Source organism: Bradyrhizobium sp. Ce-3 (assembly GCF_022835695.1).
Classification (GTDB): domain Bacteria; phylum Pseudomonadota; class Alphaproteobacteria; order Rhizobiales; family Xanthobacteraceae; genus Bradyrhizobium.
This window is the reverse complement of sequence record NZ_BQUV01000009.1, coordinates 291,388-316,255: the sequence shown is the minus strand read 5'-3', so window position 1 is coordinate 316,255 and position 24,868 is coordinate 291,388. Positions and strand designations below refer to the sequence as shown.

21 protein-coding genes are annotated in these 24,868 nt (G+C 65.5%); 7 read left to right on the top strand and 14 right to left on the bottom strand.

All coding sequences use genetic code 11. The features are described from left to right. Window positions 1–3 precede the first annotated feature (3 nt). Window positions 4–1,023: a patatin-like phospholipase family protein gene (locus BRSPCE3_RS29005; protein ID WP_244069759.1), complete on the bottom strand. Its 1,020-nt coding sequence runs from the start codon at window positions 1,021–1,023 to the stop codon at window positions 4–6. A gap of 230 nt (window positions 1,024–1,253) precedes the next feature. Here BRSPCE3_RS29005 and BRSPCE3_RS29000 point away from each other — a divergent pair, with 230 nt between their 5' ends. Together BRSPCE3_RS29000 and BRSPCE3_RS28995 are read left to right on the top strand one after the other, a co-directional pair. Continuing rightward, window positions 1,254–1,433 (top strand): hypothetical protein, encoded by a 180-nt coding sequence (locus tag BRSPCE3_RS29000; protein WP_244069758.1) that lies wholly within the window; start codon window positions 1,254–1,256, stop codon window positions 1,431–1,433. Between the two features lie 167 nt (window positions 1,434–1,600). Further along, window positions 1,601–2,128 (top strand): hypothetical protein, encoded by a 528-nt coding sequence (locus BRSPCE3_RS28995; protein ID WP_244069757.1) that lies wholly within the window; start codon window positions 1,601–1,603, stop codon window positions 2,126–2,128. 70 nt (window positions 2,129–2,198) lie between these two features. Here the strand turns inward: BRSPCE3_RS28995 and BRSPCE3_RS28990 are convergent, their stop codons facing one another. Continuing rightward, entirely contained in the window at window positions 2,199–2,927 is a 729-nt protein-coding gene (locus tag BRSPCE3_RS28990; RefSeq protein ID WP_244069756.1) for an alpha/beta fold hydrolase, read from the bottom strand. A 118-nt stretch (window positions 2,928–3,045) separates the two neighbouring features. Here BRSPCE3_RS28990 and BRSPCE3_RS28985 point away from each other — a divergent pair, with 118 nt between their 5' ends. Next, window positions 3,046–3,789 (top strand): sulfite exporter TauE/SafE family protein, encoded by a 744-nt coding sequence (locus tag BRSPCE3_RS28985; RefSeq protein WP_244069755.1) that lies wholly within the window; start codon window positions 3,046–3,048, stop codon window positions 3,787–3,789. Window positions 3,790–3,842: 53 nt separating this feature from the next. Here the strand turns inward: BRSPCE3_RS28985 and BRSPCE3_RS28980 are convergent, their stop codons facing one another. The 3 genes from BRSPCE3_RS28980 to BRSPCE3_RS28970 all read right to left on the bottom strand — a co-directional run bounded on the left by BRSPCE3_RS28980 (window position 3,843) and on the right by BRSPCE3_RS28970 (window position 8,894). Then, window positions 3,843–5,642, bottom strand: a complete 1,800-nt coding sequence (locus BRSPCE3_RS28980) for an ABC transporter ATP-binding protein (RefSeq protein WP_244069754.1) — start codon at window positions 5,640–5,642, stop codon at window positions 3,843–3,845. A gap of 351 nt (window positions 5,643–5,993) precedes the next feature. Then, window positions 5,994–7,583 carry a DHA2 family efflux MFS transporter permease subunit gene (locus tag BRSPCE3_RS28975; protein ID WP_244069753.1) on the bottom strand — a complete coding sequence of 530 codons (1,590 nt, stop codon included), beginning with the start codon at window positions 7,581–7,583 and terminating at the stop codon, window positions 5,994–5,996. A gap of 48 nt (window positions 7,584–7,631) precedes the next feature. Then, window positions 7,632–8,894: an HlyD family secretion protein gene (locus tag BRSPCE3_RS28970; RefSeq protein WP_375709974.1), complete on the bottom strand. Its 1,263-nt coding sequence runs from the start codon at window positions 8,892–8,894 to the stop codon at window positions 7,632–7,634. 241 nt (window positions 8,895–9,135) lie between these two features. Here BRSPCE3_RS28970 and BRSPCE3_RS28965 point away from each other — a divergent pair, with 241 nt between their 5' ends. Then, window positions 9,136–9,780, top strand: a complete 645-nt coding sequence (locus BRSPCE3_RS28965; protein ID WP_244069751.1) for a TetR/AcrR family transcriptional regulator — start codon at window positions 9,136–9,138, stop codon at window positions 9,778–9,780. 36 nt (window positions 9,781–9,816) lie between these two features. Here the strand turns inward: BRSPCE3_RS28965 and BRSPCE3_RS28960 are convergent, their stop codons facing one another. Together BRSPCE3_RS28960 and BRSPCE3_RS28955 are read right to left on the bottom strand one after the other, a co-directional pair. After that, window positions 9,817–10,116 (bottom strand): PKD domain-containing protein, encoded by a 300-nt coding sequence (locus BRSPCE3_RS28960; protein ID WP_244069750.1) that lies wholly within the window; start codon window positions 10,114–10,116, stop codon window positions 9,817–9,819. Between the two features lie 141 nt (window positions 10,117–10,257). Next, window positions 10,258–13,194 carry an Ig-like domain-containing protein gene (locus BRSPCE3_RS28955; RefSeq protein ID WP_244069749.1) on the bottom strand — a complete coding sequence of 979 codons (2,937 nt, stop codon included), beginning with the start codon at window positions 13,192–13,194 and terminating at the stop codon, window positions 10,258–10,260. A gap of 373 nt (window positions 13,195–13,567) precedes the next feature. On the opposite strand from BRSPCE3_RS28955, the gene BRSPCE3_RS28950 reads away from it, so the two are divergent. Further along, entirely contained in the window at window positions 13,568–14,410 is an 843-nt protein-coding gene (locus BRSPCE3_RS28950; protein WP_244069748.1) for a GNAT family N-acetyltransferase, read from the top strand. A gap of 125 nt (window positions 14,411–14,535) precedes the next feature. On the opposite strand, the gene BRSPCE3_RS28945 is transcribed toward BRSPCE3_RS28950, so the two are convergent. From BRSPCE3_RS28945 to BRSPCE3_RS28915, 7 genes are all read right to left on the bottom strand, one after another. Next, window positions 14,536–17,205: an alpha/beta hydrolase fold domain-containing protein gene (locus tag BRSPCE3_RS28945; protein WP_244069747.1), complete on the bottom strand. Its 2,670-nt coding sequence runs from the start codon at window positions 17,203–17,205 to the stop codon at window positions 14,536–14,538. 380 nt (window positions 17,206–17,585) lie between these two features. Further along, window positions 17,586–18,290 carry an SDR family oxidoreductase gene (locus BRSPCE3_RS28940; protein ID WP_244069746.1) on the bottom strand — a complete coding sequence of 235 codons (705 nt, stop codon included), beginning with the start codon at window positions 18,288–18,290 and terminating at the stop codon, window positions 17,586–17,588. 90 nt (window positions 18,291–18,380) lie between these two features. Beyond that, the gene (locus BRSPCE3_RS28935) at window positions 18,381–18,575 is read right to left on the bottom strand and encodes a hypothetical protein (protein ID WP_244069745.1); all 195 of its coding nucleotides are present in this window, start codon (window positions 18,573–18,575) and stop codon (window positions 18,381–18,383) included. Window positions 18,576–18,741: 166 nt separating this feature from the next. Then, entirely contained in the window at window positions 18,742–19,125 is a 384-nt protein-coding gene (locus BRSPCE3_RS28930; RefSeq protein WP_050403215.1) for a response regulator, read from the bottom strand. A gap of 111 nt (window positions 19,126–19,236) precedes the next feature. Beyond that, window positions 19,237–20,454, bottom strand: a complete 1,218-nt coding sequence (locus tag BRSPCE3_RS28925) for an extensin family protein (protein ID WP_244069744.1) — start codon at window positions 20,452–20,454, stop codon at window positions 19,237–19,239. Between the two features lie 839 nt (window positions 20,455–21,293). Next, on the bottom strand, window positions 21,294–21,635 hold the full coding sequence (locus BRSPCE3_RS28920) for a hypothetical protein (protein ID WP_244069743.1): 342 nt from the start codon (window positions 21,633–21,635) through the stop codon (window positions 21,294–21,296). A gap of 103 nt (window positions 21,636–21,738) precedes the next feature. Beyond that, the gene (locus BRSPCE3_RS28915) at window positions 21,739–22,497 is read right to left on the bottom strand and encodes a DUF2147 domain-containing protein (protein WP_244069742.1); all 759 of its coding nucleotides are present in this window, start codon (window positions 22,495–22,497) and stop codon (window positions 21,739–21,741) included. Window positions 22,498–22,682: 185 nt separating this feature from the next. Between BRSPCE3_RS28915 and BRSPCE3_RS28910 the strand changes: the two genes are divergently transcribed. Both BRSPCE3_RS28910 and BRSPCE3_RS28905 read left to right on the top strand, forming a co-directional pair. Further along, entirely contained in the window at window positions 22,683–23,453 is a 771-nt protein-coding gene (locus BRSPCE3_RS28910; RefSeq protein ID WP_244069741.1) for a DUF2147 domain-containing protein, read from the top strand. Between the two features lie 198 nt (window positions 23,454–23,651). Next, window positions 23,652–24,761 (top strand): AraC family transcriptional regulator, encoded by a 1,110-nt coding sequence (locus BRSPCE3_RS28905; RefSeq protein WP_244069740.1) that lies wholly within the window; start codon window positions 23,652–23,654, stop codon window positions 24,759–24,761. Window positions 24,762–24,868: the final 107 nt, after the last annotated feature.

Below are 24,868 nucleotides of genomic sequence, written 5' to 3'. Positions count from 1 at the left end.
CCCTCAGCACTCCGCCAGCAGAACATCAAGATCGGCGGTCGAGCGCTCACCGAGATCGGCGCCATGCGCGTCGAGGAATTCGCCGGCGGCACGCCGCCCCTCCTCGTGCAGCTTGGTCACGAATGCCCATTCCGCATTGAGCTTGGATGACGAACCGAACGTCGCCAGCATGTCGCTCTTGATCCGATGCGTTTTCATCCGCGCCCAGCGGGCGCCTTCTCCGGTGCCGGGGTCGGCAACCTGGCGAAGCAACGCGATCATCCGCAGCTCCTTTGCCAGCGGCGAATTGAACGAGATCTCGTTGAGCCGGTTGAGAATGTCGGCGGCCGTGCGCGGCGGCTCCAGCCGCTCGGTCGGATTGATCTGGACCACCACGGTGTCGTGCGCGTCGGTCTCGCGGACCAGCGGCGTAACCGTGGGATTGCCCGCATAGCCGCCGTCCCAATAGGGCTCGCCATCGATCTCGATCGCACGAAACATCGTTGGCAGGCAGGCCGACGCGAGCAGGACTTCCGTGGTAATCTCGGCGTTGCGGAAAATCCGCCCGCGCCCGGTGCGGACGCGTGTGGCGGTGACGAACAGCTTGATCGGTGCCCGCGCAAGACGTTCGAAATCGATGCTGTCGTTCAAGATGTCGCGCAGCGGATTGAAGCCGAGAGGATTGAGGTCGTAGGGTGAGAGCATCCGCGACATCAGATCCGTGAAGAGATAGGCCGGAGAGCTGTCGAGCGACCAGCGCCCCATCAGACGGTCGAGCGGCGAACGTTGCAACGGGCTGAATGCGGCGGCGCGTGAGACGCTTCGCCAGTATTTTTCAAGCGCTTGGCGTGCACCCGCGGCGCCGCCCGCGGCCCAACCGTCCGCCAGCACGGCAGCATTCATCGCTCCGGCCGATGTCCCGGATATGCCCGCAATCTGAAACCATGATTCTTCGAGAAGCCGATCGAGGACACCCCACGTGAACGCGCCATGCGATCCTCCACCCTGGAGCGCCAGGTCTACGAGCACGGGGCTGCGGTTCATGAGGCCATGTTCACCAGCACGCGAGACGCCGATTATGTCGCGGTTCGGCGGAACATGCGAGACAAAGTTACGGGCACCGTCTGGTTCCGATGGCGGACTTCGAAGCACGTTGCCTCATCGCGCCGCGACACCGAACCAAATCGCGTCAGCGCCGCCGTCAGCGCACGTTTCTTAAAAGGCGACATAATGGGGTGACGAGCGTAGAGTGTGGCCCTCGCGGAGGATCGCAGATGGACCTTCAGAAGATCATGGCGAAGGCACGAGATATCGCCAGGAACACCGGCACGATCACGACCGAGCAACTCAACGGAATGTGCCCCAACAACATGGAGCCCGAGGATATCGCGGCTCTGTTTACGGCGCTGCGGACCGAGGGCATCCGGCTCAAGGACGACGACGCGGAAAAGTAGCAGCCTCTGTGCGTTGACACTCTCGCACAGCGATCGATCGCTGCGATCAAAGCGCCATTCGGGCAGGACAGCGTCAGATTGGCCGTCCAGCGGCATTCGCGCTATGATTGACCGGAGCTGGACGTCGCCTTCTACCCGAGATTCAAGAAATCAAGAGGAGGAACGGTATGTCGGTCGCCTGCAAGTTCGAGCGCAGCATTCTCAGCCACGAAGAGTACGAGGCAATCCGCCTGACGCATCATCCCGCCATCTACGGCGTCGAGGTGACCGAACTGGAGGCGATGCGCCCCCGCCTGCGCAAGATGCGCGACAAGGAGCGAACGGTCGGCCGGCACAAGCAGCGCGAGAGCCGCGGCAAGGCCGAGGCGCGCGGGACGAGCTTTCCGGGAACCGCCAAGCATGCTTCCGAGCGAAAGCAGGTGTTCGCGGCGGCGCTGAAGCGGGTCAATACCGAGCTCAGGCGTCAGCACAATCTGGCAGCCCGGACGGCACATGTCGAAGCCGCCCGAAAGGCCCTCGCGCTGCACCGGACCGCGAACTTCACCACCCGTCCGTCGGCTGGAGCCACCGCAAGCGAAGGCATGGCGTCGAAGCCGAGCGAACGCCGGCGAAAGATCATTGCAGGCGCGAAGATCGGACGCGTGTCGCAGGCAACGAAAGTCGCTCAGGCCGTGCGCGATGCGCGTGGTGCATGAGCCCCGGGCAAACGGGCGCCCCTGATTGGTTCCGGCGCGGTGCTCCGCATCGCACCGGAATGACGGCTCGTCAGGACGCGATCTTCTGCAACATCGCCGTCAGCGCCTGCGGCGCCGTCACATTCGGTGAATGGCTGGCGTCGATCTCCAGGTAACGCCAGCCGGCTTCGGTTCTCGCGCGCTTTGCGAACGGGCCGAACGTATCCTCAGGCGTGATGCGTGTGGCGTAGATGTAGCTGCGCGGCAGGCTGGTCTCGCCATGCTTCAACGCCAATTTCTGCTCGAAGCATCTGATCGGCATGGCGACCCGGCGCGCGCTCAGCCATTCGACGTCGGCCGCAGACGTGTCCGGCGGCGGCGGCATCGGCGGGATGCGCCAGCCGTCGCCATTGCGCGCCGCCTCCCGCATCTTGTCGATCGCCACCTCGTTGAGATCGAACAGCGACTGACCGTCGCGTGGCACGAAGGCATCGATATAGACGATCTGCGCGATCCGCTCGCGCACCCGGTCGGCGACGCCGGTCGCGACCATGCCGCCATAGGAATGGCCGATCAGCACGACGTCGCGCAGGTCTTCATATGAGATGACCCCGAGCATGTCCTGGATGTGCGCCTCGAGGTCGAGCCCCTGATGCGCGAGATGGGCGCGCTCGCCGAGCCCGGTGTAGCTCGGCGTGACCAGCCGGTGTCCGGCTGCCTGCATCAGCGGATGCACCTTCTTCCACGCCCATCCCGCCGACCAGGCGCCGTGACAGACCAGAAAGATTTTTTGCGAGTTCGCCGGCGAATCTGAAGTCATGGGCAAAGTCTCAGGCATGCTTTCATTCCGATTATCGTTGATGAGCGGCGATTTAGAAGTGTACCCACCGCCCGCGTCGTGTAAACGTCGCGGCAACGATCATAAGAACGAGTTGAGGATGAACCCGGCGAGCTACGCCATCCTGTTCTTCGGCGCGCTTGCCGGCGGTTTCGTCTCCGGCCTCGCCGGCTTCGGCACCGCCCTGATGGCGCTCGGCATCTGGCTCTACGTGCTGCCGCCGACACTTGCGGTGCCGCTGGTGCTGGTGTGCTCCGTGATCGCGCAGGTGTCGACGCTGCCGTCGATCTGGAAGAGCATCGATTTCCGCCTGGTCTGGCCGTTCGTGATCTGCGGCCTCGCCGGGGTGCCGATCGGCATCTTGCTGATCGCCCGCGCCGACCCCGCTGTGTTCAAGCTGACGATCGGTGTCTTCCTGCTGGTGTTCCCGACCCTGCTGTTCGTGCAGCGCAAGCCGATGTCGATCGCCTTCGGCGGCAAATGGGCCGACGGCGCGATCGGATTTGCCGGCGGCATCCTCGGCGGGCTCGCCGGATTGTCCGGCCCGCTGCCGATCCTGTGGGCGAGCGTGCGCGGCTGGGGCAAGCAGCAGCGCCGCGGCGTGTTCCAGATCTTCAACTTCACGATCCTGGCGGCCGCGCTGCTCGTCCAGATCGCCAGCGGCCTGGTGAAAACAGAGCTGATCTGGCTCGTGGCCTGCGCGTTTCCGGGCACGCTGCTCGGCGCCTGGCTCGGCGCCCGGCTCTATCATGCACTGAGCGACCGCAATTTTTCCGACATCGTGCTGGTGCTGCTGTTTCTGTCCGGCGTCGCGCTGGTGTGGAACGGGCTCGCGCCAAAATAGCCGGCAGCGCGCGGCCGACGGGACACCGCCCATCGGCCACGCGCTGTCGTTCGCTACTCCGCCGCCGCCTGGCCGAACTCGGTGGCCTGACGCTCGAACAGGCCGCGGTAGATGCCGCCCTGCCGTGCGGCCAGCACCTCATGCGTGCCCTGCTCGACGATCTCGCCGCGATCGAACACCAGGATGCGATCCATGCTGCGCACGGTCGACAGCCGGTGCGCGATCACGATCGAGGTCCGGCCCTTCATCAGCCGCTCCATCGCCTGCTGGATCAGCGCCTCGGACTCCGAATCGAGGCTCGAGGTCGCCTCGTCCAGGATCAGGATCGGCGCATCCGCCAGGAAGGCGCGTGCCAGCGCAACGCGCTGCCGCTCGCCGCCGGACAGCTTGACGCCGCGCTCGCCCACCAGCGTGCCGTAATCCTTCGGCAGCCGCATGATGAAGTCGTGCGCATTGGCAAGCCGCGCCGCCTGCTCGATCGCCGCCATGCTGGCGCCCGGCCGGCCGTAGGCGATGTTCTCCGCCAGCGTGCGGTGGAACAGGATCGGCTCCTGTTGCACGATCGCAATCTGGCTGCGCAGCGATTGCTGCGTCGCCCTGGCGATATCCTGACCGTCGATCAGGATCTTGCCACCGGTGACGTCGTAGAGCCGCTGCACCAGCTTGACGAAGGTCGTCTTGCCGGAGCCGGAGCGCCCGACCAGGCCGACGCGCTCGCCGGCATCGATGTCGACCGATAGCCCGTCATAGAGCGGCCGGCGATGGCCGCCATAGTGGAACGTGACGTCGTCGAACACGATGCGGCCGCCCTGGATGTCGATCGCCCTGGCATCGTCAGCATCGACGATCCCAAGCGGCTCGCCATGGATCTGCACCAGCTCTTCCATGTCGTTCACCGAACGCTGCAGGTTGTTGATGTGCATGCCGACATCGCGCAGATACGCGTGGATGATGTAGTAGCTGGTCAGCACATAGGTGACGTCGCCCGGCGTGGCGCGGCCGGCCGCCCACAGCAGGATCGCACCGCCGATCACCGAGGCGCGGAAGCACAACAGCACCACGAGCTGCGCCGTCGAGGTGTGGTTGTAGCGCAGCCAGGTCCGCCGCACCCGCCGGCGCCAGCGGCTGACGACGCCGTCCAGCCGCATGTCCTCGCGCGTTTCCGCACCGAACGACTTCACCACCGCGTTGCAGGTCAGGGCATCGGCCAGCGTGCCGCCGACCTTGGTGTCCCACGCGTTGGAGACCCGCGCGGCCGGCGCGACGTAGCGCACCTGGAACACCATGGTCATCGCGACATAGATCACCGAACCCACCGCGATGACAGCGCCGAGCTGCGGCCAGTGCACGCCGAGCAGGATCATCGAGCCGAGCAGCACCACGACCGAGGGCAACAGCGCCATCAGGATGGTGTCGTTCAGGAGGTCGAGCGCCCACATGCCGCGCGTGACCTTGCGCACGGTGGAGCCGGCGAACGAATTGGCGTGCCAGTCGGTCGAGAAGCGCTGCACGCGCATGAAGGCCTGCTGCCCGACATCGGACATCGTCTTCAGCGTGAACGGCACGATGGTCTGGATGCCGAGCAGCCGCAGCAGCAGCGACAGCGCGCCGAGCCCGACGATGGCGCCGAACGCCAGCATCGCCGCGTGGCGCGCGGCAGCGTCCGTCGCCCCCGCGGTCAGCGCGTCGACCAGATGACCGGAAAACACCGGCATGAACAGGTCGGCCGCGGTCGCGCCGAGGAATCCGGCGGTCACGGCAGTGGCGCGGTATGGTTGCTCCAGCCAATGGCGGAACACGAATGGCAAGACGATCCGGATTGCGGCCGGTCGCTTGGTATTGAGAGAGCTCATGGCACATTCCGGCCACGCTCGTGTCGCGCCGGCCGGCTCCATCTGAGGCGACGTGCGGACGGACTCCGGCCGCGGATATCGCTTGAAATTGTCGATAAGGTGTTGGGAAGTTTGGTTGATCGGGGATCAGGCCCGATCAGCGCTGGGACCTAGTGCGCGAACACGCCCAGCAGAATCGAACGCGGGCGCACGGTCTGCGAAACAAACGACATCATGTGCATCTCCCCGGTTCGTGAAACGATGTGCTGCTTATAAATGCATCACGCGCGCTTGGCAAGATGACAAGCGCGTGAGTGCGTCAATGTGTCGATCACGCAACGCTTATTCCCGCGATCGGGTGCAACGATGCGTTCAATGCGCGTCGCCGCCGCCTGCGGTCATCGACGGCGGCTTGTTGACGAGCAGCACCAGGAGGCTGAGCGCGACGTAGAACAGCGACAGCATGAAGAAGGCGTCGCCATAGCCCATCACCGCGGCCTGGCGGTGCACGATCTGCGAGAGCTGCTTCATCGCCATCAGGGTGGCGTCGCCCATGCCCTGCAAGCGCTGGGTGAAATTGTTGAGGGTCTCGACCGCGGTGGTGTTGCCCCAGGTGACGCGGTCCTGCAGCCGCGAGATGTGCAGGTCGGTGCGGTCGTTGAGCACCTCGTTGATGACGGCGAGCCCGAGCGCGCCGCCGAGATTGCGCATCAGGTTGAACAGGCCGGAGGCGTTCTTGACGCGGTCCTGCGGCAGGGTCGCGAGCGCGATGTTGTTGGTCGGCACCATCGCGCACATCATGCCGATGCCGCGCAGGATCTGCGGCAGCAGCAGCTCGTAGAAATCATAGTCGCGGGTGATCCAGGTCATCTGCCAGGAGCCGAGCGCGAAGGTGACGAGGCCGAACGCGATGATGTAGCGCAGATCGACCTTCTGCATCAGCCGGCCGATGACCGGCGCCATCAGGAACATGGTGACGCCGGAGACGAACATGGTCTCGCCGATCATCAGCGCGCTGTAGCCGCGGATCTCGGCGAGGTAGCGCGGATAGACGTAAGTCAGGCCGTAGAGCCCGATGCCGATGCAGAACTGCAGCACGCAGCCGACCGCGAAGTTGCGGTTGGAGAAGGCATAGAGATCGACGATCGGCTCTTCCGCGGTCAGCACCCGCCAGAAGAAGAGGATCGCCGAGACGAAGCCGATGGCGGCGCAGACCGCCACCGAGGTGTCCTGCAGCCACTCATATTGCGGGCCTTCCTCCAGCACATATTCCAGCGAGCCGAGGAAGCCGCCCATGAAGATCAGGCCCCACCAGTCGAAGCGCTCGAGCAGCGCGAAGTTCGGCTGGTCGAAATCGATCAGCGCCAGCACACCGATGGTGATGAAGATTCCAGGCACGATGTTGATGAAGAACAGCCAGTGCCACGACATCAGATCGGTGATGTAACCGCCGACCGTGGGTCCGACCGTCGGCGCCAGCGTCGCGACCAGGCCGATGATCGGCGCCACGATGTAGAACTTGGTGCGCGGGAAGATCATGTAGGCCGAGGCGAACACCGTCGGGATCATGCCGGCGCCGAGAAAGCCCTGCAGCGCGCGCCACAGGATCATCTGTTCGATCGAGGAGGCAAAGCCGCACAGCAGGCTGGATACCGTGAAGCCGAACGCCGAGATCGCAAACAGTAGTCTCGTGCCGAGCGCGCGCGACAGGAACCCGGACAGCGGAATCGCGATCACCTCGGCGATCAGATAGGCGGTCTGCACCCACGACACTTCGGTCGAAGACGCCGACAGGCCGGCCTGGATCTCCGACAGCGAGGCCGACACGATCTGGATGTCCAGGATCGACATGAACATGCCGAACACCATGATGACGAAGGCAACCAGCCGCTTCGGCTGGATGCGCTCGGACTCCGGGGCACCGGTCATCATCGCGGGCGAGGCAGTGGTCGCGTCGGCCATGGGCTCATCAAGCTCCAAGCCTCGGACAGCGTCCGAAGCTTCAAGACATCACTGCGGATGGATCATCATCGGCGCGTCGAGGTCGGTATCGGCGTCGGCATCGGCCGCCCCCTCATGCGTGTCGACCGTGGTGTAGACCGACATGCCGGCGCGCAGCATGCCCTGCCTGGCGACGCTGTTGGGCACGCGGATGCGGACCGGCAGGCGCTGCACGATCTTGGTGAAATTGCCGGTGGCGTTGTCGGGCGGCAGCAGCGTGAACACCGAGCCCGCCGCCGGCGAGATGCTGTCGACGATGCCGCTGAACTTGCGGAAGCCGTAGGCGTCGACCTTGATCGTCACCCGCTGGCCGGGACGGATGCGCTTGAGCTGGGTCTCTTTGTAGTTGGCGTCGATGAAGACGCCGTCGAGCGGCACCACATTGCCGAGCCGCTGGCCGACATTGATGTAATCGCCGGTGTTGACCAGGCGATTGGAGAAGGTGCCGTCGACCGGGGCGCGGACATTGGTGAATTCGAGATCGCGCTCGGCCCTGGCGAGCTGGGTCTGCAACTCGGCAAGCTGGGCGCGGGCCTCGGCCTGCTGCGCCCTGGTCACCTCGACATTGTCCTTGGCGGCATCATAGGCGGCCTGCGCCGAGCGCACCGCCGCGGCACCCTGGTCGCGGCCGGCTTCCGACACTTCGAAGGTGGCGCGCGAGGCAAAGCCCTTGGTGCTCAGCGCCTGCTGGCGATCGTAATCGAGATCGGCGCGCTTCAGGCCGGCCTGGGCGGAGACGAGCTGCGCCTGCGCCTGTTCGACCGAGCTCACCGCGGCCGCGACCTGGCGGCCGATCCGATCGATGGTCGCCTGCTGGGTCCCGATCCGGGTCCGTGCGGCGTCGACCGCGATGCGATAGTCGCCGTCATCGATCCGGAAGATCACGTCGCCTGCCCGCACCAGCGTGTTGTCGCCGGGCAGGATCGCCGCGATATGTCCGGCGACGCGCGCGCCGAGCATGGTGTTGTTGGCACGGACGTAGGCGTCGTCAGTCGAGACGTAGAAGCGCCCGACCATCAGGTAGTAGGCGGCGTAGCTCGCGGCCGCGATCGCGAGCAGGCCCACGATGCCCATCAACACGAATCTGCGCTTGCCGGATTTCGGCGCCGCGGCTGCGGCGGCCGTTGCCGGCTGCTCGGGCGCGGAAGCGGGCGGCGCTTCCACTTGACGCTTGTCGCCTGGTCCCTTGTCAGCAGGTCCCTTGGCTTCGTCGGCGCGGTCCTGCTCGCCGAGATCCGCCGATGCGTCGCGCGCCATCGCGTCGCCGGCCATCTCAGGCTCGGAACGAACAATGCGTGCAGCGTGATCCCGTGCTGCGGCCATAGCCGAGGCTCCCACAAAAAAATCTTGATGTCCGCCATGGCGAAATAACGGCCATGCGGGCCGCAACGTCACCAACGGATACCATTGACCGAACGGTTCGGTCAATCTATATTCCCGCCCGATAGATTATAAAGCTTCGATTCTCCCCTTTCCCACTTTGGGTTGAGTTCTTTCCTGAGAAGCTAAATCAATGGTTGCAGCACCCCGAACCTCGCTCCAGTCCGTCGCCGGCGACGAGGAATCGTCGAAACGCCGCCAGATCCTGGATGGCGCCCGCAAGGTATTCCTGGAGCTCGGCTTTGACGGCGCCAGCATGGGCGAGATCGCCCGCGCCGCAGGGGTCTCCAAGGGCACGCTCTATGTCTATTTCCCCGACAAGGCCGGACTGTTCGCGGCGATCGTCGAGGAGGAGAAGCTCGAGCAGGGCAAGGTCGCCTTCAATTTCGATCCGGCCCGCGACGTCGACACCACCCTCCCCGAATTCGGCCGCGCCTATGTCGCGGTGCTGTGCCGGCCCGGCGGCGGCTCGGCGCTCCGCACCGTGATGGCGATCGCCGAGCGGATGCCCGAGCTCGGCAGCCGGTTCTACACCCACGTCATTGCCCACACCGTCGACCGCTTCGCCGCCTATCTCGAGGCGCGCGCCGCGCTCGGCGAACTCGAGATCGACGACACCCAGCTCGCGGCCTGGCAGTTCATGCAGATGTGCCAGGCGACGCTGTTCCAGGCGTTCATCTTCCAGGCCCGGCCGTCGCCCTCGCCGGAGCGGATCGCCGATGTCGTCGACAGCGCGACGCGGGTGTTCTTCGCGGCGTACCGGCCGAAGGCTGGTTGATGAGACTGCGCGGCGCTCGACCCGCGTTGTGAGAACCTAATCCACGACGATCGTTACGCGGCCGATTTCACTCAGCACCGCCGGGCGTTGACCGCCATAGGCGCCGCTCCTGAGCACGGCCGTGTACGATCCCGCCGCGCGATAGACATGCGTGCGGGTAAAGCCGCGGATCGATGAGATCGTGTCGTCCGTCTTTCCATCGCCGAAATCGAGCACGACCACGCCCTCCGCCATTCCGGGGCCTGCCCCGGTGAAGGTCACCTCGAGCGGCGCGCGGCCTGAGGCCGGCGATGCGGAAAGCGCAGCGGTTGCATTCATCTGTGTCGTCACGGTCATGTCTGTCACGCCAAGGACGCTTGCGGCGAGAGCAAAGGCTGGCCAACGCCATCTCATTCGAATTTCCTGATCATCCGCCCGCCGCAACCAGATTGCGGCGGGCGGTCTTGTGAATCAAGCGGCACAACGCCTCCATCCGGCTCAGACCAGATGGAAATCCTCGATGTGCGCCTGCAGTTGCGCCACGCTGATGCCAGCGAAGGTGATCGTATCGCCGAAGGCGTCGGTGATAACCGCGCCGGCGGCGGAATTGACGGTATGATTGGCGAGCATGTCGTTGGCGCTGCCGAAGATCGACTTATCGAGCTGCACGACGTCGGTGTGCAGATCGAAATCCGTGATCACGTTGGTGCCGAAATGCGGGCGGAACAGGAAAGTGTCCGGTCCGTTGTTGCCGGTCAGCGTGTCGCCGTCGCCGCCGATCAGGACGTCGGGACCGTTGCCGCCGAACATGACGTCGTGCCCCGCCGAGCCGTCGAGCACGTCCTGCCCGTTGCCGCCGTACAGCGTGGTGTGGCTTCCCGCCTGGTAGTCGACGCCGGGATTGAACACGACGACGCTGAGTGTCGATGAGGCCGTCGCGCCATGCGGATCGGCGATGGTGTAGTCGAACGTGTCCTGCGCGACGATCTGCGACGGTAAGCCGCCCTTGTTGGCGACATAGACGTAGCTGCCGTCGGCATTCAGCGTCAGCGAGCCGTAGGTGCCCGCGATGGTGTGCCCAACATTGCCCGCCGCCCCCTCGACGGCGCTGACCACGAGGTGACCCTGATCGTGGATGTCAGGATCGGTGTCGTTGGACAGCAATCCGTGCGACGCGTCGACCGTCAGCGTCGATTTCTTGGCCGTGCCGTTGCTGTCGGCGACCGCGATCGGCGCGTCATTGGCGCCGTTGATGGTGACGACGACATCCTGCGTGACCGCCCCGCCATGGCCGTCGTCGATGATGACCGGCACCGTGACGGTCAGAGTCTCGCCGACCGACAGGAAGTCGAGCGTGCTGTCGGTGATGCTGTAGCTCCAGTCGATCTTGCCCGCGTTGGTGTTGCCGGCCTCGGGCGTGATCGTGAAGGCCGCCTCGAGCGAGGCGATCTGGGCCGGCGTGAGCTCCGACGTGAAGTCGTGCGTCGCGTCCTTCCAGGTCACCGTCTCGCCGGCGGTATTGATCGTCGGGGTCGGCCGATCATTGAGATCGGGATCGGTGAACGCGATCGCGCCGGAGGTCGCGTCCGGCGTCGAACTGCCGGTGACGCCGGGCAATTCGCTGATGGTCCCGGTCAGGTTGGACAGTGCCGGGACCACCGACACCGGATCATTGGTGCCGGTGAAGACGATCGTCACCTGCTGGGTCGAACTGTCGCTGACGCTGGAGCCGGTGTGATGGTCGGCCACCGTGACGTCGTAGACCACGGTCAGCGTCTCGCCGGTCGCGAGGAAGTCGAGGTTGCGATCCGCCAGATCAAATTGCCAATTGAGCGTGCCGCTGGTGCCGTCTGTGCCAATCGAGTCGGTCAGCGCACCGACGAGCGCCGTCTCGGTCGCGAGCGGAACGATGGCGCCGCCGGACCAGGTCGCGGAATCGAGCGTTTCACTTGCGGTGTGGGTGTCGCCGACATTGGCGTCGGTGAACGTCATCGTGCCGAGCAGCTCCTGCAGCGACGCCGAATTGGTGGTGTCGGAAAATTCGGTCAGCGGATGCGGCGATCCCGGATCGGGCGCCAGCACCGGCGGGCGGTTCAGGAGCTCGGTCTCGTTGAACGTGCCGTCGGCGAACTGGAAGTTCTGGACATTGGTCACGGTGTCGGTGCCGTCCGGTGCCCCGCCGCGCTGGTCCGCGATCTGGATCGCACCGCTGCCAAGCAGGGTCGCGATATATTGCAGGCGGTTGCCGCTGTAGACGGCGGTGTTGGTGCCGCCTCCGCCGTCGATCGTGTCGTTGCCGCCATTGCCGCGCAGCACGTTGTCGATGGCGTTGCCGGTGATCGAGTCGTTGCCCGAGCCGCCATCGGCGTTGTCGATCAACGATGCGGTCTCGGTCGGGTTTTTCGGATCGATCAGCGCATTGGCGATGTTGCCGCGCGCAAAGTATTCCGCACCGCCTGCCCCGTCATTGCCGAGATCGGCGCGCTGCGCGTGCGCCGCGCTGGTGTCGAGGATGGTCCAGGCGCCGGGATTGAGATCGACCGAGAGGTTGGTGGTGTAGTTCGAGAAGTCGTAGGTGTCGGTGCCGCCGCCATCCCACACCGTCATCAGCACGTAATTGCTTTGCGGCGCGCCCTGGCCGACGCCGTCGATGAACTCCTGGCCGGTGAAAGAGCTCCAGGTGTAGGTGGTGTTGCCGTTATGCGCGGTGGCGCCGTAATTTGCGCCGTACATGTACTGCAGCGCGGCGATGTCATCCTGCATATAGGTGGTCGGATGGTCGGGCGCGTTATCGCCATTGGTCGCGTTGTCGCCAGGAAACTGGCTGTAGGTCATCACAGAATATTCGTAGGAATTGTGATCGGCCGGCAGCGCGGGAAAGGTCACGCCGTGTCCATCCTGCGTGACGTGACCGTGCTTCAATCCGAGATTATGGCCGGTCTCGTGCATGATGCCGGCGGCATCCTGGAAGCTGCCCAGCGCCGGATTGGTGTAGCCGCCGGTCGTGAACCATGCATCGCCCTGCGCGAACGGCGCGGAGAACGGCGGGTTGCCGCCAAATCCCAGCTCAGGCGGATTGGCCTCCGCAGTGCCGGGCGAGTTGCCGGGAACGTGCAGCCCGGTATGCGACGCAACAGTGCTGTCGTCGGTGTAATCGATCTTGTCGGCGTTGGCGTAGCGCAGGACGGCGCCGGCGGCCGTCGTCTCGGTGAAGGTGAGGTTGGTGAAGCTTGCGATATTGGCGAGCGCGGTGCGCACCGCCGTCTGTTGTGCCGCGGTGAACGCGCCGAAATTGTCGATTTCCTGGTAGCCGTATTCGGCCGTGCTGGTGGGGAACGAAAACGTCAGATTCTGCGCGCCGCCCGAACCCCACTCCCATCCCCAGAGAATGCCATCGATATCTGGATTACCGGACAAATTAACAACTTGAGTCATGGAAAAACTCCGTTTTGGGTGAAATGAAAGACGTCCCCAATTCCGTTCAGTTGTCTTGCCGACGCGCGATGCGATCCTTTCTGCTGACGGTGATTTCCGATTCCGACATTGGCGACGCGACCGCCGCCCAATCTGGGATTGATGCACGCCGCGTCCCGACATCCGCGGCTGCGGGCGGGATTGTTAGGCCTGCGGCAACTTCAAGTCAAACGTGTTTCTAACTATGACAAAACCATAAATTGTTAGACGAATTCGTCGAAAATTTTGCATGCGTCAGGTCACAGTCTGTGGGCAGCCGCAGTCCGCACGCGTATTGTCATGGCCATAGACAACGGACCCGATCGATGAGTTCCAGCGGACGAGATTGTCTTCGATGAGCCAACTGAGCATCCGGCAGATGCGGCCCGACGAGATCGCGCTTGCGGTGGACTGGGCCGCGGCGGAGGGATGGAATCCCGGCCTCGCCGATACCGCGTGCTTTGCCGCCGAGGACCCGCAGGGATTTTTCATCGGCGAGCTCGACGGACAGCCTGCCGCGGTGATCTCCTGCGTCAACTACGACGGGCGGTTTGCATTTCTCGGCTTCTACATCGTGCGTCCGGATCTGCGCGGCCGCGGCCATGGCCTGAAGATCTGGAATGCGGCGATCGCGCATGCGGGTCCGCGCGTGATCGGGCTCGACGGCGTGGTGGCGCAACAGGCGAACTACCAGAAGTCCGGCTTTGCGCTCGCGTATGCCAATGTGCGCTACGGCGGCACGGTCGCCGCACCGCCAGCGCCGAATGCCGGCATCGTCCCACTGGCCGATCTGCCGATGGCGCTGATCGAGGCCGATGACGCCACGGTGTTTCCGGCGCCGCGACCGGCCTTCCTGCGCGCCTGGATCAATACACCGGGACATGCCGGGCGCGCACTGATGCGTGACGGCAGGTTGGCCGGCTGGGGCGTGATCCGTCCGTGCCGCGCCGGATGCAAGATCGGGCCGCTCGTTGCCGATGATCGCGCCGGCGCCGAAGCTATCCTCTCGGCATTGCTCGAAAGCGTCGGCAGCGGCGAGATTTTCCTCGACGTCCCCGCGGTCAACCGCGACGCCGTCGCGTTGGCGCAAGGCCTCGGACTGTCACCGGTGTTCGAGACCGCGCGGATGTACACCGGCACGATCCCACCCTTGCGGACCGATCGCGTGTTCGGCGTCACGACGTTCGAGCTGGGCTAGCGCTCGACGCTACGCTCCCTCTTCCCGTTCTTACGGGGAGAGGGTTGGGGTGAGGGGCTCTCTCCGCGTCCACGGCAGCAGACAGATTCGTGGAGACTCCCCCTCACCCGGCGCAAGACCCCCGTCTAATTCGCCGCCGCGTTGATCTGCGGCGCGGCACTGCCCTGCTCCAATTCCTCCGGCAGTCCGGCGAAGCGGCGCAGCGCCTGCGCCATCTTCACGCGGCCACTGACGCCGGTGATGATGACATCGACCATCACGAACGACGAGTGGAAGTGGCCCTGCGCCTTGAGCTGCTCGACCTTGACGCCGGCTTTCGCGAGCGCATCGCCATAGGCGATGCCCTCGTCGCGCAGCGGATCGAACTCGCTGGTCGCGATGAACGCCGGCGGCAACCCTTCGAGCTTGCCGCGCAACGGCGCGACGCGCGGATCGGTGCGGTCGGCCGGCGAGCAGTACAGGTCCCAGAACCAGAACATCAGGCCGCGGGTCAGGAAGTAGCCGGCGGCGTTGTCGACATAGGACGGCCGGTCGAAGGAGGAGTCGGTGACCGGGCAGATCAGGAGCTGGCCTGCGATCTCGGGCCCGCCGCGATCGCGTGCGAGCTGGCAGGTCACGGCCGCGATGTTGCCGCCGGCGCTCCAGCCCGCGACCAGCAGCGGCCCTTCTTTGCCGCCGAGCTCGGCGGTGTGGGCGGCGATCCAGCGCGTCGCCGCATAGCCGTCCTCGGCCGCCGCCGGGAAGCGATGCTCGGGCGCGTGGCGATAGCCGACGCTGACGATGACCATGCCGGTGCGCCGGCACAGGTCGCGGCAGAACGGATCGTCCGACATCTCGTCGCCGAGCACCCAGCCGCCGCCGTGGAAATATACCACGATCGGATGCGGTCCCGGCGTTGCCGGCCGGTAGAGCTTGTACGGCAACGGACCGTCCGCGCCCTGCAGCATGCCACTGCCGACCTCGCCGACCGGGCGGCCGGCAGGACGGCCGTTGTTGAACTCGGTGAGGAAGTCGCGTGCGCCCTGCGCGCCCATCGTCTCGAGCGGCGGTAGGTTCATCTCGCCGAGCAGGTTGAGCACCAGCCGCACATCCGGCTGCAGCCGCACCACCTCGCCGTCATTGCACTGCTCGGCAACGCCGGGACCGGAGAGCCTGAAGCCGAGCATGCCGCGGCCGACCACTTCGTTGCAGATGCTGCGATACGGGCCGACTCCGCCGGTATAAGGCATCACGCCCTGCGGCTTGCCGGGCACGTTGGCGCCCGTGTACCAGGTGTTGGCGAGCCGGTGCAGCGTCAGCGTCGCGCAATCGGCCATGTGCCGTTCCCAGCCGGCCTGCGCGGTGTCGGTCGCTTCCATCGTGGTGAAGCCGGCGTCGCGCAACGCGGCGATGCGGTCGACCACCCAGTCGACATGCTGCTCGATCGAGACAGCCATGTTCGACAGCACCGACGGGCTGCCGGGACCGGTGATCATGAACAGATTGGGGAAGCCCGCGACGGTGACGCCGAGATAGGTTTGCGGTCCGTGCGCCCAAACATCCGACAGCGACTTGCCGCCGCGGCCGGAGATCGGGTGCACCGCCATGATCGCACCGGTCATCGCGTCGAAGCCGGTGGCGAACACGATGACGTCGACATCGAACTTGCGTCCGTTGGTGAAGATGCCGCTGGCGGTGATCCCCTTGATCGGCTCCTGCCGCAGATTGACCAGCGTCACGTTGGGGCGGTTGTAGGTCGCGTAGTAATTGGTATCGAGGCAGGGACGCTTGGCGCCGAACGGATGATCGTGCGGCGCGAGCGCCGCTGCCGTCTCCGGATCCTTGACCACGGCACCGATCTTCTCGCGGATCAGATCGGCGACCAGTTTGTTGCCGTCGACATCGACGGCCTGGTCGGCCCAGAGCTGGGTCAGGATGTGGACGAGATCACCCGCCGCCCACGCCTTCTCGAACCGTTCGCGGCGTTCGGCGTCGCTCAATTGCCAGCTCACCACGGTCTGCTGCGGATAGGGCACGCCGGCCATCGACAAGCGCGCCTGCTCACGATAGGCGGCGCGGTCGCTCTCGAAATAGGTCTTGCGGTCCTCCGGCGACGGACCATTGCCCGCAGGCAGCGCGAAGTTCGGCGTGCGCTGGAACACGGTGAGTTGCGCGGCCTGCTCGGCGATCAGCGGGATCGACTGAATGCCCGACGATCCGGTGCCGATCACCGCGACGCGCTTGCCCTTGAGATCGACGCCCTGATGCGGCCAGCGGCCGGTGAAATAGATCTCGCCCTTGAAGTCCTTGACGCCGTCGATCTCCGGCGGCTTCGGCGACGACAGGCAGCCGGTCGCCATGATGTAATAGCGGCACGAGACATTGGCGCCGTTACTGGTCGCAATCAGCCAGCGCGACGTCGCATCGTCCCATGTCGCCTTTGTGACCTTGGTGCCGAACCTGATATCGCGGCGCAGATCGTAGCGGTCGGCGACGAAGCCGAGATAGCGCAGGATTTCCGGCTGCGTCGCGTATTTCTCCGACCAGGTCCAGGCCTGATCGAGCTCGGGATCAAAGGTGTAGCTGTAGTCGATGGTCTGGATATCGCAGCGCGCGCCGGGATACCGGTTCCAGTACCAGGTGCCGCCGACATCCGCGCCCTCTTCCAGCGCGACCGCCGAGAAGCCCGCCTTGCGCAGCCGATGCAGCAGATAGAGACCGGCGAAACCGGCGCCGACGACCGCGACGTCGACTTGCTGCGTGGTTCCGCTCTGGGTGGAGTCCGAAGCGCGTGCTGCAACTGCTGCGTCTGCCATGCCATTCCTCCCGGTTGTTTTGATTTGACGGAAGGCTAGCCCTGCGCTTTCAGTTTGTCATCACGACAAACGCAATCTGAGGTCGCCGCAATTGTGACGCGCGCGGTCTGACACAGGATGCGTAGCGTGTGGACGCAAGTGGTGGCGAAGGTTGTGGTGACGCAACGGATACGAACGGCGCCACACACTTCGACGTCGTCCCGACGAAAGCCGGGACCCTTAACCACCGATGGTCGTGGTTCGTCGGAGGAACGACGAGTCCGTCTACAATATCCGCCGCGGAGTATGGGTCCCGGCTTTCGCCGGGACGACACCGAATATTTGGTGTCGCTTGTGAATCACAATCTCACTTTTCCTCAAGATGACGGATCACGGTTCGATCAAATCGACCGCATCAACCCGCCATCGACGCGGATGTTCTGGCCGGTGATGTAGCCGGCGCCATCGGAGACGAGGAAAGCGATGGTTGCCGCGATCTCCTCGGCCTTGCCGTAGCGCTTCATTGGCACGCTGTCGCGGCGCGCGTCGGTGGCCGGCAGGCTGTCGATCCAGCCCGGCAGCACATTGTTCATGCGGACATTGTCGGCCGCGTGGCTGTCGCTGAAGAGCTTGGTGAACGCGGCGAGCCCGGCGCGAAACACCGCTGACGTCGGAAACATCGCGCTCGGCTCGAAGGCCCAGGCGGTCGAGTTGTTGACGATTGCGCCCGATTTCTGCGCCTGCATGTGGGGCGCCACCAGCCGCGTCGGCCGGATCACGTTCATCAGATAGACGTCGAGGCCGGTGTGCCACTGCTCGTCGGTCAATTCGAGCACGCCGGCGCGCGGACCGTGGCCGGCGCTGTTGACCAGCGCGTCGATGCGGCCCCAGCGCGCCATCACGCCGTCGACGGCCCGCTTCAGATCATCGTTCGAGCGGTTCGAGCCGGTGAAGCCGAGGCCGCCGAGCTCGCTCGCCAAGGCTTCGCCCTTGCCCGATGACGACAGGATCGCGACGCGAAAGCCGTCGGCGGCAAGTTTCCGCGCCGCCGCCGCGCCCATGCCGCTGCCGCCCGCGGTGACGAGTGCGACCTTCTCTGCTGTCATGACCGATATCCCGTTGATGACCTGACCCGACGCAAGGTCTATCACCGGTGATCACACAGCGCGACAGCAAGCTCGCAGCCCGATGTCGCACTACTTCCTGAATATCTGCTTCGACCCGGCGTCGAACCGCGCCACTGGGCGGTCCATCAGCCACAGTTCGACGTCGTGTCCGTCGACCAGACGGCTGGCCGATGTGATGGCCTGATCGTCGTCGGTGCAATCCACGTTGACCACGCCGATTGGTCGGCTGTGCGGTCCGACGATGTATGCGCGATAGCTCGTCATCTTCGTCCTCCGGCGATTGCGAAGTCTGTTCGCATCGATGCCTGAGCGCGAAGATGCGCGCGAGAACGTAGGAATTCGAGGAGAACCGCGACGAGATCTTATAAAAACGGAATAAGCGCCTGCCGCCAACGGCCCGTCGCGCGCGGCGGGCGGATCGAACCAGCCGTCAGGCCGGCGCGCCGTTCTTGAGCAGCTTGGTGACGGCCGCGACCAGTTCGTCGGGCGAGAATGGCTTGTTGAGCAGCACGCTGTCGGGCACGCCTCGGGTCGGCCACTCGTCGCCGCCGCCGCCAGTGATGTAAAGCACCGGAAACGACGGATCGATCTCGCGGGCGCCGCGCGCCACGCGCCAGCCGTCGAGCCGGCCGAGCAGACGAATGTCGGTGACCAGCGCACTGTATTTGGTTCGGAACGCCTTCAGCAGCGTCAGAGCTTCCTCGCCCGAGCCTGCGATCGCCGGCTCGTAGCCGCCGTCCCTCAGGGCGTCCTCCACCATCATCTGAAGATCACGATCGTCTTCGATGACGAGAATGATCGGCACGTCTTGCAAAGCTATCCCCCAGAAACAGCCGGGTGCGCCCGGTTCAGCGAGCATATGCAGCAAATAGTGGCTACCGTTTGCACGGCATCCCCAGTAATAATACGGGTATCAGACGCGTCCCTATTCGTCGGCGAATTCGTCTTCTTCGTTGACCCCCGCTTTACCCCGCGGAGCCGGCTTTCTGCCGCCAAGCGATCCTGTGACATAAGGTTCGCGCGTTGCATAGGGGTTACGGCCACCGGCACGTGCCGCGACCTCCTGGCCGGAGACGGCGGCGGGCTGGCAGATCAGCCGCCGGCTGGCCCGGCGCATCAGGTCCACATGGATGTGGTCGTAGTGATAGACGTTGGAACCAGGTGCCAGCACCGTGGTGAATTGCTGGCAGGCGGCGGCCTGGACGTCGCGCAGGAAGCCCTGCTCTTCCGGCAGGCCCTTCCAGCCATCCTTCACTGAGATGCGGCGGCCGTCAGCGAGCGTGAAGGCTGCGATATCGAGCGCGTTGCCGAAGGCGTGCTCGGAAATATGTGCGTGCGAATTGCCGTTCATGCCGCGGCAGGAATAGGCCGAGATCTGCTTGATCTCGACGACGCGCGCGCCGAACCAGCGCTGCGCCGCCGGCTGCACGGACTCGGCGAGCCAGCGCTCGAGCACCGAGACGATCGGGCACGCCAGCGTTGCCGCCGGCTTCACCGCGACCGGGCCGACCGCCATCACCGGATTGCCGTTCGACGGACCGAGCCGCGGCGGCTGCGCCGCGTCGCGGGGCTGCTGCGAATAGGGCGCGGGTGAATAAGGCGCGGCCGCGCCATCGCGCTGCGGATTGGAGGGCAGGCCGGGATAATAAGGTCGCTCGCCTTGTGCGGCGGGCGAGCCTTCCGGCGGCAGGTCGATCTCGTCCTGCTGCGGCGGCACGCCTGGCGCGGACAGCGACACCGGTCCGTTCGGTTGGCTGCCATAGTTCGGCTGGCCGACGGCCTGATCGGAATACGGCGCCTGCGCGGGCGGCGGGCTCGGCTGGCGATTGATCGGCCAGAGCGGCTGGTTGCCGACCGACGCCGGCGGACGCAGGCTGTCGTCGGCAAATCCATACGCCGAACTGGCTTCGCCGAGGGCTGCGACCTTGAGCGGGAACTCGGCGCCGCAGACGCCGGGGCCGGAAATCGGATCGATGCGGACGAGGTCGGGGCCTTCCTTGACCGCGCCGGATTTCAGGCATGCGGCCTCGGCCTCGGCCCGCCACGGTTCACGCTCGGCAGTCTGAAACAGACCGCGCCCGCAACCAGCCAGCGACACAAGGACAAGGGAGCCGACGAGATACAAACGAACTCCACGCGTCATGGCGCGGAGGTTCTGCGAATTTGATTAAAGACTCTTCAACGCATTTCGACTGTTTGGTTTCAGCTATTTTTTACCATGCGCTGGAACCCGGAAGGGCAGCACGCTCCTTCCGCGCAGAGCTTGATGCGTCACCGACTTCAACGCGTGCTCCGTCGTTCGCAGCGGAGCGAGGTGATCATCATCGCTCCGCTCTCGTCGGGATTGAGAATGATCTGGCGTTCGACACTCTGCGTCCGACAAGTCGAAACAGCTTCAGGTCGTATCGATCAATGATGCTATCATATCCCTGGTGTGATCGGACTGGATGCGGGACCAGCGACGCATACCCAATCACGCCGCCGGCGAATAAATTTCCGCGCGCGTCAACACCTTGATTCGGCGGCGGTTTGCGCCGCGCTTCGCAATGCCGCATGGCTTCGGAACAGCGAGCCCGGCAGCAAGACTGACTTTTTCGGCCGGGAACCAGTTGCTAGCTTTGGCGTTAATGCGGGCAGCGTTGTGAACCGAGGGAGTTTCCCAATGGATTTCGCGAGTCCTCTGCTGAGCAAGCTGAGCATTGTGGCCGCGTACATCGCGTTAGCCTTTGTCGGCGCCATCATTCTCGGCGTGTTCTAGGTCATTCGACAGGCCATCAGTTCAGCGCCCGGCGGCCGCCCCCGCCGGGCGCTTCGTTTGGCTAACCACCCCGTCATCCCCGCGCAATGGCTTCGCCTTTGTCGCTGGAGGTGCGAGCTCTTGCGAGCCTCGAAGGATGCACGGCCACCAGCGGGGCCGTCGACCCTTCGAGACGCGCTTCGCGCTCCTCGGGGTGACGGATCAGAGAGTGCCTCACCATCACCTCAAAAATTCGAGCAACTCGAGCCGGTGATGCCGGCGATCGTGAAGTCGTGGCAGACGAGGCCGGGGTTGTCAGGATCGGGATAGCCGTCGTCGCGCCGGCGCGGCTCGCGAATGGTGTGGCTGAAGCGCCAGCCGCGACCGCGCATGCAGCTCTTGTATTGCCGCGACGTCGGCGTGCCGTTCTGCGGTGCGCCGAACTGCGCGTCGCAGAGCGCGGCGTCGGCATGCAGCGCGTCGTCGCCGCGCTTCTGTTTCAACATGTTGGTGTAGATGTCGTTGTCGGCATGGGCGGCAACGACGCTGCCGGCCAGCAGCAGCACGGTCAGACTCAGGGGTTTCATGTTTGCCTCCATCGCGCGCGAACAGAGCGTTGACCTCTATCGGTCGCGCGCGGCGGGGCGTTCGGTTCGAGGCCGCTCAATTACAAATCGGACATCCGCCCGTTCAGGAGCGCGGCCTCGTCTGAGGTGGACCTTGCGTGATCGCGCGCGGCCGCGAGCGCGAGACGCGGATCCAGTCGGCGCCTCGGCAGTAGAAGCGGCCGAGCGCGCAAGCCTCGACCCGCATCTGGTTCGCGCCCCTCAATTCGATCGCGCCATAGCGGACCTTGCCGCTGTCCTGGCTGTAGACGCTGCCGCTCCAGCGCGCGTCCTTGTTCGGCTTCATGTTGATCAGCACCGCTTCGCCGAGATCGCGCGTGGTCCTGTCGAGCGCATAGCCGCACAGCGCGTTGCCACAGAGACGAACGCGCACCAGGCTATCGGTTTCGGTCTGCCAGTCGCCGATCGGGCCGTCGTCCGGTTCGTCGGCCTCGCGCGCGGCGTGCATTGCCGGCGGCGCGGGACGCGCAGGCACCGCGGCCGGCGGTGAAGGCGGAGCTGCGACCGGCGGCGGCTGCACCGTCATCACGCGCGGCGGCGGTGCGGGAGGTGCGGCCGGCACGACAGCCGGTGCAGTGCTGGCGGATGTCGCGGCGGGGATCGCCGGCGGCGCCGCGGGCGCGGGCACCGGCTTGAGCGTGCGGCCGTTGTCGCCGCCGTCGTCACGCCTGGCCGCGCCCGACACCTGGACGCAGGACGGCGCGCGGCAGCGTGCGGACCCGAGATGGATACGGTGACCGCCGATCGAGAACGAGATGCCCTCGCCGGCATGGGCGAACGGCACGAACAGCAGCAGCGCGACAAGCAGACAGCAGCGCTTCATCGAAGCCTCCAGGACATGCGATGACGCCTAAGGGCGCGGTGCTCACGGTGCAGTGATCTCGGTCACCGTGGCGAACCACTCTCGTCCAGGGTCCATCAGCGTGATCCGCATCACAGAACCCGCCCCCGAGGCCGCGTAGCGTCCGGAGCAATCGATACACCCGCTCAACGCCACGGAGACCTCAGATGAAGAAGCTCGTTGCGATCGCCGCGCTGCTGATGGCCACCACGTCAGCCCATGCCGGCGGCACCGGCATCACCTTCCAGATCGACGGCCAGCGCATCCATGTCGAGGCGCCGCGCAATTGCAGCGCGTTGTCCTGCATCCGCATCTCGGCGCCGGGCTATAACGGCACGATCGGCGGCATCAGCAAGAATCTCGGCTCGAAGTCCGACGATGATGACGATACCGCCGCGACGAGTTCGCCGCCGCCCGCCCCGCGTCCTGCGCCCGCTCCGGCGCCTGCACCGGTTCAGGCCGCCGCGCCGCAGCCGGCCGCGCCCGTCGCTGCCGCGGTCCCGCCGCCTGCGCCGCCCCCGGCGCCGCCGGCAACGGTCGCAACCACAGCCCCCGCGCCGGTCGAAGCCGCCCCTGCCGCACCGGCCCCGATCGCCGCCCAGCCAGCGCCGCCGCCGCAAGCCGCTCCAATTGCCACAGCGCCTGCTGCGGCACAGGCCGGACCGATCGGCGTCTGGGCCACCGAGGAGAACAAGGGCAATGTCCGCGTCGAGGCCTGCGGCGCCAACCTCTGTGGCTATTCCGAGAAGAGCAACGAACGCATCCTGATCAACATGAAGCCCGACGGCAGCAAGTGGAGCGGCCGCATCCACGATCCCGACTCCGGCCGCAACTACGACTCGACGATCGCGATGAAGGGCCCGAATGCGATGCGCGTGCAGGGCTGCGCCTTCGGCGGCATGTTCTGCGGCGGCCAGACCTGGAAACGGGTCAGCTAGGCCTTCGATCTCCGAGAATGAACCGCTTGGCGTACCTCATCTCAGCTGTCGTCCCTGCGAGAGCAGGGACGACAGCGGGTTTGTGCATGGGCGGCGGCGTCCAGGTGACTGCCGGTCCGGCGGTCGCTTCATGTGAGCCTCCGGACGCGCTATAAGAATGGCGATGTCGGGGTTGGTTGAACCTGCGGGCGGCTTGCGATGGCGATGACGGCTCTTGAACTCGGCCTCCGGGGCGCGGTGGTCGCGCTGTTCCTGGTGGTTTGCGCGGTGCTGCTGTTGCGCCATGCGGCAGTGCATCGCGCCGCGAACCTTGGCGCCGCCATGGGCGTCGCGGGCGCGGCCTACGCGATTTCGACTGCACCCTTCTTTCCCGCAACGTCATTCGGCTGGAGCTCTCCGTTCGTCGCCTTCGCGATGGGCTCTCCCGTGATCTTCTGGCTGTGGGCGCGCACCATATTCGACGGTCAGTTTGCCCTGCGGCCCTGGCATGCGGCGGTCTGGATGCTGCACGCCGGCCTTGGCCTCGTGAGCTACAACGGCTGGATGATCTGGCCCGATGCTGCGTGGACGTGCGGCCGCGTGCTGGGGCTGGCGACGATCACCTTCGCCGTACTCGGCATCAGCCAGATTGCGAAGGGCTGGCACACCGCCGTGACAACGGCACGCGGCCGGCTGTTGATCGCGCTGGTGATCGGCATTGGCCTGCAGATGATGTTCTCCGCCGCGGCCGGACTGGCCGCCATACCGAACCGGTCCATCAGCCTGAGCGGCGCGCTCGGCCTTGGCGCCTTCGCGCTGATGTCGATCTGGATGATGCTGTTCGATCCGCCCGAGAGCCAGCCGGCTGTCGCCGGACCAGGCTCCGGTGGCCCGGCCGGACGGGCCGGCGGACCGTCAGAACCCGACGGCCCGTCGCCTCAGGATCGCGCGTCGCTCAATCAGCTCAAGCATCTGATGACGACCGAGCGAACCTATCGGCAGGAAGGGCTGACCATCGGCGTGCTCGCGGTCAGGCTCGGCCTACCGGAATACCGGCTTCGCACCCTGATCAATGACGGGCTCGGCCACCGGAATTTCAACGCCTTCGTCAACCGCTATCGCCTCGACGAGGCCAAGGCGGCGCTCGGCGATCCCGATCAGGCCGAGGTGCCGGTGCTGACGATTGCGCTCGATGCCGGATTCCAGTCGCTGGCGCCGTTCAACCGCGCCTTCAAGGCGGACACCGGGGTGACGCCGACCGAGTATCGCCGCAGGGCGATGACCGGGCCCGCCGCGAACGATCCGCCGGAAATCGGCCGTCCAAACTGAGAATTCGCTCCTCGATTTCAGAAATCGATAGGCTTGCGGCCCGACAATCTGCCTGGCTGTGCCGACACAGGCGCGGATCGCGCCAAGGCGTCACATGACGACGTGAC